This window comes from Edaphobacter sp. 4G125 (assembly GCF_014274685.1).
Lineage (GTDB): Bacteria > Acidobacteriota > Terriglobia > Terriglobales > Acidobacteriaceae > Edaphobacter.
In genome coordinates, this window is sequence record NZ_CP060393.1 from 1,314,678 (window position 1) to 1,326,749 (window position 12,072).

Here is a 12,072-nt window from a genome sequence, read left to right on the forward strand (position 1 = left end):
CGCTATGCTCGATCAATCCACTGAGATTGTGTTTGCAACGGACTTTTCCGATTCAAGCCACGCTGTTATTCCGACCGTGGCACGCTGGGTAGACACCCTCAACGCAAAGTTGACCTTGCTTCATGTTTATAACCCGAATAAGACGTTATATCGTGAGGCAGAAGTCCTTCTCCGGTCCTTCTTTGCGGAGGCGGATAACTACAAGTATTGCGATCGCGTCCTGATCAGCGGCGATCCCTGCGAGGGGATCATCGCTTACTGCGAACGCCGTCCAAATGTTCTGTTAATGCTTCCTCCGAGTGATCTGACAGGACTGCCACGTCCCTGGCATCGGTCACTGCGCGCCCGGCTCATAAAGCGTCTTTCGATTCCAGTGTGGACCGTGGGACGCGTCAATGTTGGTAACAGTTCGCCCTCTGGAGATCATCATATTGGTGTGTGGCTGGGTGACCCGGAAGATGGTCTTTCGCACTTGCAGCAGGCGGCGCGTTATGCCTCAGAAACTGGAGGTACGTTGCATCTGTTGCATGTAGTGGATGAGGTCAATGAGGGGTCGATGCTCAAGCCTCTTCTTTCGAATGGCCCGATGGGCGAGGAGATGGCGGATACATGGCTGCAGGAGATTGCTGACACGTTGGACGCGGATTGCAGGGTCGAAATTCATGTTGCGCAGGGAAGGATGTCGCGCGAGCTTCCTCAGCTTCTGCGGCGCAGCGGAGTCGACATGCTGATGCTGAATCAACAAAGCGCAGTGCAAAACAGTTGGATCATGGGGCCGGAGATTAATCCTGTCTTCCGGAAGTGTGCAATCAGCTTGATTTGCATGCCGTACTATGCAAAGTTCGAGGAATTGCATCGGCAGATGGCAGAGTCTGCCGCTTAGTCTGTATCAGATGTACTGTTCGACACGCTGCAACAGGGCAAGCTTTCGAGTGGGTTCGAGAAAGCTTGCCTCAACGGCATTGGAGGCAAGTTCACGCATCTGTTCCAGAGTGAAGCCGTAGCGCTCTTGTGCCAGAACGTATTCCCCCAGCAGATCACTACCGAACATCGGTGGATCGTCGGAGTTCAACGTAATCATCAGGCCCGAATCGAAGTAGTCTCGTACCGGATGGTCTTCAAAACATTTGCAACATCCGGTCTTGATGTTGCTGGTGACGTTGATCTCAAGTGGAATCTGTTTTTGTGCAAGAACTTCGAGCAACTCTACGTCGTGTTGCGCAGCCAGAGCATGACCAATGCGTTCCGCGCCGATATTGATTGCAGACCAGATGCTTTCTGGACCTACGGATTCTCCGGCGTGAGCGGTCAGGCGTAGTCCTGCTTCCTTGGCTTCTTTGTATAAATCGCGGAACTGATCGGCTGGTCCGCGAGCCTCATCGCCACCGATGCCGATGCCAACGAGACTCGGATATTTTTCGCGAAGCTCAGCCGCACGCCGAAAAACGCGAGCGCACTCTTCCACGCCGAAATGGCGAACGGCATCGACGATCCACAGCAAGGTAGTGCCAAAGTCTTTTTCCCCACGGATGCGACCGCGCTCGATGGCTTCAACGTAAGGCTCTACGTCGGTCTTCTTCCAGTAGAAAATGATACCGAAGGAAATGTACACCTCGGCATGGACCACGCCCTGATGGGCAAGTTCGCGGACCATGTTATAGGTAATCAGCTCGTAGTCGGCAGGTTCTTTCAGACGTTCAGTGACGGCCTTGAACGCCATCAGGAAACCAAGAAAATTTTCATACTGATAGAGAGCACGAGCGGTTTCGAGCGTCAGCGGTTCCTCATCGTGACGTTTGCTCAACTCAACCAAGGTTTCTGGCTTGATCGTGCCTTCGAGATGAAGATGCAATTCAGTCTTTGGAAGACCTCGCAGCCATTCCATCGGGTCGATCTCAGAGTTCTGTTTTACGAGCCTTCGAGCCATCTTCTTATCTTAGGCTTTTGGCGAGTAAAACTCACTTCGCTTCCGGCTATAGAACGCATAGACGATGAGCCCCACGACGAGCCACACGAAGAAGCGCAGCCACGTTTTGACGGGAAGTCCCGCCATCAGCAAGGTACAAAAGAGGACGCTTAGGACCGGGATCACAGGGCCAAAGGGAACCCGAAAGCCGCGATGCCGCTCGGGTTGCCGAGCGCGCAGGACCAGAACTCCGATCGAGACCAGAACAAAGGCGAACAGCGTGCCGATGTTCGACATTTCGGCGAAGGTCCCCACGTCGAAAAGGCCAGCAGGAATAGCGACAAGAAATCCTGCAACCCAGGTGGCAAAGGCCGGAGTCCGGAATCGCGGATGGACCTTGCTGAACGCGCCTGGCAACAGTCCATCGCGCGACATCGCAAACCACACCCGCGCCTGTCCAAGCTGAAAGACGAGGATGGAAGAGATCATGCCGACGATTGCGCCCAGCAGCACGGCCAATCGAACCCAATGCAGGCTATGACCTCCGGGCATTAGGGAGACACGTTTCAATGCATTTACGACGGGAGCGGCATCTCCGGCGACGGTTTGCCACGGCACTATACCGGTCAATACAACGGCAACGCCAATGTAGAGGATGGAGCAGACGATCAGGGTCGCTAGAATTCCGATCGGTACATCTTTTTGAGGACATCGGCACTCTTCACTCGCCGTGGAAACAGAATCGAATCCGATATAGGTGAAGAAAATGATTGAGCCGCCTGCCAGAATTCCGCTCCATCCATTGGGAGAGAAGGGGACATAGTTGTTGGGATGGATAAAGCTCAGTCCGAAGAAGACGAAGACCAGAATGGCCATGATCTTCACCAGGACCATGATGTTGTTCGTCCGTGCCGATTCGCGAATCCCACGCACCAGAACCACCGTAAGCAGAAGCACAATCAGGAACGCCGGGATATTGAAACCCATGTGCCACCCGGGCGAATAGATATTGTGTCCTTCGAGGTCCTGCAGACCCAGTGGCAGATAGGCCGGTGAAAGCCATTGCGGAGAGATTCTGATGCCGAGCCAGTCCAGTAAGTCGACGACGTGCGCGGCAAAGCCCACACTTACGCTCATGTTGCTGAAGGCGTATTCGAGGATAAGGTCCCAGCCAATGATCCATGCCACCAGCTCACCCAGCGTCGCATAGGTATAGGTGTAGGCAGATCCCGCGATGGGGATCATGCTCGACAGCTCCGCATAGCAGAGCCCCGTCAAGGCGCAAACAATGGCGACCAGCATCAGTGAGACAGCAAGAGCCGGTCCCGCTCCAGGACGTCCAGCTACGGCTCCACTAGTGTGATGCAGCAGACCGACGATCAGGTCGATCACTGGAGAATCCGAGATCTTGACCTCGGTGGCGGGATTGCCGCCGATTGCTGTTCCGATCACTGTAAAGATGCCCGAACCGATTACGGCGCCGATTCCAAGCGCAGTAAGGCTTACCGGTCCCAGCGATTTCTTCAGCGCGTGCTCTGGACGCTCCGATTCTGAGATCAGCTTGTCGATCGATTTAGTTTTAAAGATTTGCCTGGCCAGCGCCCTGCTCCTCAAACAGAATTGCCCGGCAGAAATCGTACCGGACTCACCCAAGAATCACCATACCTTGAAGTAGGGAACTTGTTGGGGAGGAGCGTCCTTCCGGTCGAATCGAGCTCAATGCCCGACTCGCCCCGGAAGGCCTCATGGATTGAACTAACGCTTCGACTGACCACGTACCAGCTTGCGTACCTTTGCTTTGTTCGAGCCACGTGGGGTCGTACGCTTCGCCTTTGGGGCAGCCTTCTTGCGGGAAGCCCGCTTGACCTTCTTGCGCTCAGTCTTATCGGTAATGCTCTTGGTATTTGCCATTCGTCTCTGTGTCGAATCTTTCTCTTTGAATGCTAAAGGCGTTCCAGCTGGGCAAACTTCTCCACCAGCTTCTTCACGCCATGCTGTTGAAATTGTACTGTAATCTTGGCGTCATCCCCATCTCCTTCACGGCGAAATACCGTTCCTTCGCCGTATTTGGGGTGCCGGACACGAGTTCCTTGCCTGAATCCGGTCTTGCCCGTGGGTTCCGGAACCCCCATCTTCGGGCGTCCTGTCGTTGCCGCCGGCTTTTGGCCGCGACCAGCAAAAAAGCTGGCGATATTGTCCAGAGATCCTGATCCGCCAGCTTGTCCACGGGGTACGCTCTTCCGGCTCGTGCTGGCATGGGATCCCTCGCGCTTTCCGCTCTGGTCCTCGTCTTCGTAGCTCCAGTGGCGTTCGCCACCCTCGTATTCATTGCGGCCAAAGCGGTTGGCCTTGGGATATGGTGTCGCATACAGTCCGCTGTAATCTCCACTGAACTGCGGTCTCGCCGGCGGGCTCCCCAGGTCTTCCACCAGCCGAGACGGAACCTCTTCGAGGAACCGGGACGGTACACTCTGCTCCGGCATATCGTTTCCGTAACGTCGGCGATAGCGGGCGCGGGTCATCACCAGCGTATCCATCGCCCGGGTCATACCCACGTAGCATAGCCGCCGTTCCTCCTCCAGACCCGAAGGGTCCATCATGGTGCGAGCGCTGGGAAACAGACCTTCCTCCATGCCTGCCACGAAGACCAGGGGGAACTCCAACCCCTTTGCCGCATGGAGAGTCATTAAGGTCACCTTCGCTTCAGCCGAGTACTGGTCCGCGTCGCTTGCAAGTGCAGCATGGTCTAGAAACTCGTCCAGAGTCTCACCACGCTCTTCCGCATCCTGAGCAGCGTTAGCCAGTTCCTTCAGGTTCTCAATGCGGGAGAAGGCTTCAGGAGTCCCTTCCTCTTCGAGCGAGCGAATGTACCCGCTGCGCTCGTTGATGAACTTAATCAGTTCAGGCAGGGTAGCCTTGCCCCCTGGAGTACGGAACGCGGGGCGCTCGTTGCCTTGGCCAACAAAGGTGTCATCCTGAGCGGAGCGGAGCGGAGTCGAAGGATCTGCGGTCTTCTTTTTCCTCGGCTCTTCCTTTAGCGCAACCGGAGCAAATGGATTGAAGCTCGCAGAGTCAACTCCAAGCCCCGCATCCGAACCCTGAGAATTTTCCGCTGCAATGGTCGAGATCTCCTCGCTCGGCCCGAAATCAAAGGCAAAGTTGAAGCTGGTATCGAACTCCTCATTCTCACCCGCAATCTCCGGAGCTGTCTCGGAGATGGTTTCCTCTGATTCTGTGCCGAACCCCGAGACATCAAACGATTCATCTTCGTCTATCTCTTCATTCACATCCTCGGTCAGTTTCTCTGCAAATCCCGGCCCAAGCATCGCGCGCGCATCGCCAATCAGCCTGCGAAAACCCTCTAGCGAATTCAGTGTTCGCTGCGGCAGCAGACGATCTTCCATGGCGCGGGCCATTGCATCCCACGTACTCATCCCCGAGCTCAACGCCATGCGCTCCAAGGTTTCCATCGTGGTTTTGCCGATGCCTCGCGGAGGAGAATTTACCACTCTCTGCAACGCAATAGAGTCATGCGGATTCTGCACAAGCTTCAGATAGCTCAGAAGATCTTTCACTTCGGCACGATCGTAGAAGCTGAAGCCACCCACCATGTGGTACTGGATCTGATACCGCCGTAGGGCTTCTTCTACCAGCCGCGACTGCGAGTTGGTTCGATACAACACAGCACATCGTGGCTCATCTGCCTGCTGTCCAGCTTCGCGCAGATACTGTTTAATGCGGTCTGCGATAAACAGAGCCTCATTTTCCCCGTCGGGAGCCTCGTAGTAGCCGATCAGCGAGCCACCTTCGCGCGAAGTCCACAGGTTTTTGCCCTTGCGCTGCGTGTTCTGGGACACCACGGCACCCGCGCCCTCAAGGATCACTTGCGTCGAGCGGTAATTCTGCTCCAGGCGAATCGTCTTTCCATTCGGAAAGTCTTTTTCGAAGTCGAGAATATTTTTGATGTCCGCGCCGCGCCAGCTATAGATCGACTGGTCCTCATCGCCGACGACGCAGACATTCTTCTCCGGACCTGCCAACAGCTTCATCAATTCATACTGCGGCCGGTTCGTATCCTGGTACTCATCGATCATCAGGTAGCGATATCGCCGGTTGTATCGCTCGCGGACCTCAGACGAAGACTTTAGCAGTCGCACTGTCTCCAGCAGCAGGTCATCGAAGTCCATCGCATTGGCCTTCGCCAGTTCCTTACGATAGATCTCGAAGATATGCGCGATCTTCTCTTCCATCGGGTTGGTCGAGGCAAGAAAATACTCCTGCGGATCGATCATGTGGTTCTTTGCCCAGCTGATTCGACCCAGCGCCACACGTGGCTTCAAAGATTTGTCATCGATACCAAGCCGTTTTAGCGCCGCTTTCACGACCGCCTGCTGGTCTTGCTCGTCATAGATGGCGAAAGTCTTCGTCAGCCCCACGCCATTTACGCGCAGTGCTTCGATATCGCGTCGCAGGACGCGTACGCAGAAGCTATGGAAAGTCGCCAGCGTTGGTTTTGCCAATGTCGAATGCCCAAGAATCTTCTCGACGCGCTCTTCCATCTCCTTCGCGGCCTTGTTGGTGAAGGTCACCGCGAGAATAGAATCGGCGGATACACCGCGCTCTTCAATCAGGTAGGCGATGCGATGCGTGATCACTCTCGTCTTGCCGCTGCCAGCACCCGCGAGCAACAGTACAGGTCCATCCACGGCGCGGATACCTTCCTGTTGCTGAGGATTCATATTTTCTAAAAGACGACTCAATCTGATACACGCTCCATCTGTTTCTAATTTTAACCTTCACGACACATTCGCATCTTCCACACGCAGTTGGTCACCGTTTCTACACACTTCGTCACTCCACAAAATCTTTGGGAACTTCTGCGAGTCCAATGCGTATCGACTTATCGAAGGGCTTTCTGAACCATGGCAGCAAGCCCATCGTACGAAATGCAAAAACATCCGGGAGCTAACAATGAAATTCCGCAATCTTTGTGCAGCCACTGCTATCGTCGCCACCTCGTTGCTCGCATCGCCTGCTGTTTATGCCGCCACTAGCGTGCATTCACCTGTTCGGGCCATGTTCGCCAAGACAAAGAATGTCAAGCTCACCTTCCTCAACGACACCGGCTCACCCATGGAACTGAAAGCCGGTGAGGAAATCATCAAGCTGGAAGCGGGCAAGCCCACTACGGTGAGCGTGCCAAATGGAACCCGTGTCGTCTCCAACACTGCGACTTCAACCCATCAAGTCGGTTCCCTCATCACAGAGATCAACACTGCGCTCAACGGCGCAACGATCCACATCAAGTAAAACCTTCCCATAAAAAACTCCCGGCCTTTGAGGCGGCGTCCCGATCAGGGCATCGCGTCAAGGGCCGCATCCCTTTTATTCATTCATATACAAAGCCATCAGGCACATCTCCATTTCGCTCAAATAAAGTGTCGTCCTGAGCGAAGCGCAGCGTAGTCGAAGGATCTGCGGTTGCATTTCACACTGTATTGCCAGTTACCTTGCTATTCTCAAAATGTGATCCGCAATGTTGCTATCTTTTGTGCCTCCTCAGATGGCGCAGATCCTCTCTACCGCCAATCTGCCATTGCATTAGGCCGCGCTCTTGCAGAAAAGAACATCGGCGTTATCTACGGAGGAGCAAATGTTGGCCTGATGAAGGCTGTCGCAGAATCCTGTCTCGCCTGCCAGGGCCGCGTCGTTGGAGTTATCCCCGAGGCGCTCGTCGATCTCGAAATCGCTCATCGCGGATTGACGGAGCTGCACATTACGACCACGATGCATACCCGCAAGGCGAAGATGGCCGAACTTGCCGACGCCTTCCTCATTCTGCCAGGCGGTTTCGGAACACTCGAGGAGATGTTCGAAGTTCTCACTTGGCAATATCTGCGTCTACATCAGAAGCCCACCGTTTTGATCAATATCAACGGCTTCTATGACAAGCTGCTCGAATTTCTAGACCACTGCGTCACGAAGGGTGTTCTCAAGCCCCACGCTCGTGAGCTGCTTCAGGTTGCGGATACGATAGAAGAGGTTTTCTCTCGCATTGCACTGCTCTAATTTCGATTATCGACCATTTGTTGCCATAATCGACCAATTCAAGTGAATATGTATTTCAAATACATATTCAGGAGCTAGCATGCTGCCTCAGCAAAAAGACCTCGTCAAAGCTACAATCCCTGCGCTTCAACAGCACGGCGAAGCCATCACCCGGGCTTTTTACGGGACGCTCTTTGAGGAGCATCCCGCCTTGCTCAACGTCTTTAACCCTGCCAACCAGCAAAATGGCGGACAGGCCCGCAGCCTGGCTGCATCCATTCTGGCTTATGCTGCGCACATCGATCACCTCGATCAGCTTGGTGGAATGGTCAACCGTATCACGCATAAACACGCCAGCCTCGAGGTGCAGCCGGAGCACTACCCCATCGTGGGCGATCATCTGCTGCGCGCGATTCGTTCTGTTCTCGGCGAGGCAGCTACACCTGAGATTCTCGATGCTTGGGGAGCGGCCTATCAGCAGCTTGCAACGATTATGATCGGTGTCGAACAGGATCTGTATCAGAAGGGAAGGGAGCAGACCGGCGGATGGACTGGTTATCAGCCGTTGCTTGTAACCCGCAAAGTCGTGGAGAGTGAGACCATCACCTCGTTCTACCTCGCTTCTCCTGAGGGGCGCCCGCTCCCTCGGTTCCAACCAGGACAGTACCTCGCGGTCAAAGCGCATGTCGCGGATGCCCCCTTCCAGCAGATTCGCCAGTACAGCCTCTCCGGGACCAACGATGGAAAGACCTATCGCATCAGCGTAAAGCGGGAGCTCGCCCCGGGACATATCGCCGCTGCAAACAATGGGCTGATCTCCAACCACCTGCATGACGACGTCCATGAAGGCGATACCATCCTCGCGCATGTTCCCCAGGGAGACTTTACGCTGCGGCAGAATGACCGACCCGTTGTGCTGCTGAGCGGAGGTGTTGGTGTCACCCCTGCCATCTGCATGCTGCATCACCTTGCCTCCCAGTCCTCGCGGCCGGTCCTCTTTATCCATGCGGCGCAGCAGGGAAGCCACCATGCCTTCCGCGACGAGATGCGTTCCCTGACTTCTGCGAACCCCCATCTTCGCAGTCTGGTGTTCTACGAGAAGCCTTCTGCTAGTGATCGCGCTGGTGAGGACTACGACCACGTCGGTCGCGTCTCCGTGGAAACCCTGCGCCAGCATCTGCCGCAGCAGACAGCGGATTTCTACTACTGTGGACCTGTGGGCTTCATGGGCGCAGTCGAATCGATGCTCGACTCCTTGAATGTTCCGCTCGAATGCCGTTTCAGCGAAGCCTTCGCTCCCGATCCCTCCTTTGCGACTGAGATAGCGCGAGCTTAAGGGCAGTCTCCCGGCTGCTATCGCTCCCTGAAAGTGCCTCGGACTTCGCTTGTCGCATTCGCGCGGCAAGCGAAGTCAAAGGATCGGCCATCTGCTTCCGACTACACTATTCAGGATCAGCTTAGGAGCAACATCGGCATGAACATTACCCGCTTTTCGGATCTGGCCCTGCGCCTTCTCATGTACCTCGGCAGTCGTGCCGAACCCATGCAGGCCACGGCTACGGTTCGGGAGGTAGCTGAGCTCTTTAATGTTCCCTATGCGCACCTTGTTAAAGTAGCGCATCAGCTGGGGCAGCATGGATATCTCATAACCACCAAAGGCGCAGGAGGAGGTCTTCGTCTGGCTCGCCCTGCTGAAGTTATCCGGTTGGGAGAGGTGCTCCGCATCACTGAAACCTCCGACGCGGTTATCGATTGCACCACGCAACTCTGTCCGCTCGCCGGGGCCTGCATTCTCAAAGGCGCCCTCGATAGTGCCTACGCTGCATTCCTCGACACGCTCGACCAGTACACGTTGGCCGAGGTCGCAAGAACTCCGCGACTTCAGAAGCTCGTCACCTTGAAGATATAGCTCAAAGATAAAAAAGAGTGCCATCCTGAGCAAAGTTTGTCGCACATATTGTGCGGCAAACGTAGTCGAAGGGTCTGTGGTTCCGGCGTTTACTGGTTGCAGTTCTCGCATTGGCATACGCGCCGCAAATACTCCCATGAGTAGATGCCGCTCTCGTGCCCATCGCTCCACTTGAATTTGACCGCGTATTTTCCTGCTGGAATCACCTCCAGCGGCCGTATTGGAGCCTCATACATCGGAAGTAGCGTCTGTGGCTTAGGTTTTGGTTCTCCAGGCTTGCGTCCGCTGTGTCCGCGTTCTTCATGGCAGGTTGCGCAAGGGCAGGCATTTCTTAGCCACGCAAAGCTCCATGCGCTGCGATGGCCGTCCTTCCAGTCGATCTCGACTCCGGTACCCTCGGTCTTATGGACCCTGACCTTAACTGGAGTAACCGCTTCTATGGGAAGCTTTTCCTCCACTGTAGCTCCGCTTGCCTCATCGGCGCTGACGATCCTGATTCCTTCGTGACTCATGTCCCTGCTTCTTTCTTATCGTACTGCGAAAACGATCGACAATTTATCTGTCGGGTTTGGCGCGACGTTGATCCTTATCCCAAACTTCCATTCTTCCAGAAGAAGTAGGCGGCGATGATACATCCTGTTACGACGACGATCGCGCGCAATACATTTGCATTCATCCTTCGCGCATATTGAGCTCCTACATAGCCCCCTGCACCGGCAAAAACCATCGAGACCAAACAGTATCTCCATACCACTGCTCCACTTAGGATGAAGGTCAACACCGCGCACAGATTTGAAAGGCATGCTGCCAGCACCTTCATGGAGTTCAGGGCGTGCATTTCCTCAACACCAAATAGTGCCAGCACCGTCATCACCAGAAATCCTGCACCTGCACCGAAGTATCCGATGTAAAAACAGATCGGCAACAACGCAAGAAATACCGGAACGATGGCAATCTTCCTCTCCACATGCGGTGTCGCAGAGCGGTTCTTCAGCCAGCGCGAAACCGGTCCACTCAACCCGAAGAGCAAGGAAGCGATCAACAGCAACCAAGGCACCATGTGCAAAAAGGTGATCTGTCTTGTATGCAGCAGGACCACGGCTCCGGTGATGCCTCCAGTAATGGAGGCGACGACTACCACCGGCAGTAGATCTCGTCTCAGATCGCTTCGTAGCGCTGCAACGGAGGTCAACTGCCCTGGCCACAGCGCAACTGTGTTGGTTGCATTTGCCTGAACTGGAAGAACACCCACGCCGAGCATGGCGGGAAAAGAAAGGAACGATCCCCCACCGGCCATCGCATTCATCACCCCGGCAATCAGCGATGCAGTAACCAGCCAGGCATAGCGCCAGTGCGGAATTGAATGGAAGAGCATTCCATTCAATTCTATGGGGCGTTCTATTATCGCTCGCTTACAGGCGCATCTCTGGCGTCGCCGCAATCAGTTCGCGCGTATATGTCTCTTGCGGAGCATCACACACCTGCTTGCAGCCCCCCAACTCTACCAGTCTGCCTTTTTGCATCACGGCTACCCGATCGCAAAGATATCGCACCAGTGGCATCGAGTGCGAAATGAACAGATAGGTCAGCCCATAGCGCTGCTGCAGATCACGCAGCAGGTTCACCACCTGAGCACCAACGCTTACGTCCAGCGCACTTACCGGCTCATCCAGGACGACGAACTCTGGCCGCAGCGCCAACGCGCGGGCAATGTTGATTCTCTGCCGCTGCCCTCCACTAAACTCGTGTGGATATCGCTCCAATGCCGAGTTGTCTAACCCCACCTCTCCCAACATCTCGGTCAGTTTTGCTTGCAGGGTCCTTTTCCCTCTTACTTCCTGATGGATTGCAAACGGCTCCGCCAGAATCTCTCGTACTCGCATCCTCGGATTCAATGCAGCAAAAGGGTCCTGAAAGACGACTTGCATCTTGCGCCGCATCGCTCGCATTTCAGATGAGCTCATTGCCAACAAATCGCGACCGTCATAACTCACTTCACCTGCAGTCGGCTCGATCAATCGAAGCAGCATCCTCGCCACGGTACTCTTACCTGATCCTGATTCACCCACCAGCCCTAGCGTCTCGCCTCGGTGAATCGTGAATGATACATCGTGCACAACGCGCACTCCCGCGCCATACTCCTTGACCAACCCGCGAGCTTCGACGAATACATCTGCCACAACCACTCCCCAAAACTGACAACCTGAAA

12 protein-coding genes are annotated in these 12,072 nt (G+C 55.0%); 5 read left to right on the forward strand and 7 right to left on the reverse strand.

Annotation, left to right across the window (positions count from 1 at the left end):
* The first annotated feature begins 4 nt into the window (after positions 1-4).
* Entirely contained in the window at positions 5-883 is an 879-nt protein-coding gene (locus tag H7846_RS05425; RefSeq protein WP_186695485.1) for a universal stress protein, read from the forward strand.
* A gap of 6 nt (positions 884-889) precedes the next feature.
* On the opposite strand, the gene add is transcribed toward H7846_RS05425, so the two are convergent.
* From add to H7846_RS05445, 4 genes are all read right to left on the reverse strand, one after another.
* A complete protein-coding gene (gene add / locus H7846_RS05430; protein WP_186695486.1) occupies positions 890-1,927 on the reverse strand; it encodes an adenosine deaminase in 1,038 nt (345 codons plus the stop codon).
* Between the two features lie 9 nt (positions 1,928-1,936).
* Entirely contained in the window at positions 1,937-3,520 is a 1,584-nt protein-coding gene (locus H7846_RS05435; protein ID WP_186695487.1) for an amino acid permease, read from the reverse strand.
* 141 nt (positions 3,521-3,661) lie between these two features.
* On the reverse strand, positions 3,662-3,817 hold the full coding sequence (locus H7846_RS05440; protein ID WP_186695488.1) for a hypothetical protein: 156 nt from the start codon (positions 3,815-3,817) through the stop codon (positions 3,662-3,664).
* A 32-nt stretch (positions 3,818-3,849) separates the two neighbouring features.
* On the reverse strand, positions 3,850-6,645 hold the full coding sequence (locus tag H7846_RS05445; protein ID WP_186695489.1) for an ATP-dependent helicase: 2,796 nt from the start codon (positions 6,643-6,645) through the stop codon (positions 3,850-3,852).
* Between the two features lie 232 nt (positions 6,646-6,877).
* On the opposite strand from H7846_RS05445, the gene H7846_RS05450 reads away from it, so the two are divergent.
* The 4 genes from H7846_RS05450 to H7846_RS05465 all read left to right on the forward strand — a co-directional run bounded on the left by H7846_RS05450 (position 6,878) and on the right by H7846_RS05465 (position 9,863).
* The gene (locus H7846_RS05450; RefSeq protein ID WP_186695490.1) at positions 6,878-7,216 is read left to right on the forward strand and encodes a hypothetical protein; all 339 of its coding nucleotides are present in this window, start codon (positions 6,878-6,880) and stop codon (positions 7,214-7,216) included.
* A gap of 216 nt (positions 7,217-7,432) precedes the next feature.
* The gene (locus tag H7846_RS05455; RefSeq protein ID WP_255460861.1) at positions 7,433-7,975 is read left to right on the forward strand and encodes an LOG family protein; all 543 of its coding nucleotides are present in this window, start codon (positions 7,433-7,435) and stop codon (positions 7,973-7,975) included.
* Between the two features lie 79 nt (positions 7,976-8,054).
* The gene (gene hmpA / locus H7846_RS05460; RefSeq protein ID WP_186695491.1) at positions 8,055-9,290 is read left to right on the forward strand and encodes an NO-inducible flavohemoprotein; all 1,236 of its coding nucleotides are present in this window, start codon (positions 8,055-8,057) and stop codon (positions 9,288-9,290) included.
* Between the two features lie 138 nt (positions 9,291-9,428).
* A complete protein-coding gene (locus H7846_RS05465) occupies positions 9,429-9,863 on the forward strand; it encodes an RrF2 family transcriptional regulator (RefSeq protein WP_186695492.1) in 435 nt (144 codons plus the stop codon).
* An 89-nt stretch (positions 9,864-9,952) separates the two neighbouring features.
* Here the strand turns inward: H7846_RS05465 and H7846_RS05470 are convergent, their stop codons facing one another.
* From H7846_RS05470 to H7846_RS05480, 3 genes are all read right to left on the reverse strand, one after another.
* Positions 9,953-10,375, reverse strand: a complete 423-nt coding sequence (locus tag H7846_RS05470; protein WP_186695493.1) for a gamma-butyrobetaine hydroxylase-like domain-containing protein — start codon at positions 10,373-10,375, stop codon at positions 9,953-9,955.
* 74 nt (positions 10,376-10,449) lie between these two features.
* Positions 10,450-11,238 (reverse strand): sulfite exporter TauE/SafE family protein, encoded by a 789-nt coding sequence (locus tag H7846_RS05475; protein ID WP_186695494.1) that lies wholly within the window; start codon positions 11,236-11,238, stop codon positions 10,450-10,452.
* Positions 11,239-11,275: 37 nt separating this feature from the next.
* Positions 11,276-12,043 (reverse strand): ATP-binding cassette domain-containing protein, encoded by a 768-nt coding sequence (locus tag H7846_RS05480; protein ID WP_255460862.1) that lies wholly within the window; start codon positions 12,041-12,043, stop codon positions 11,276-11,278.
* Positions 12,044-12,072: the final 29 nt, after the last annotated feature.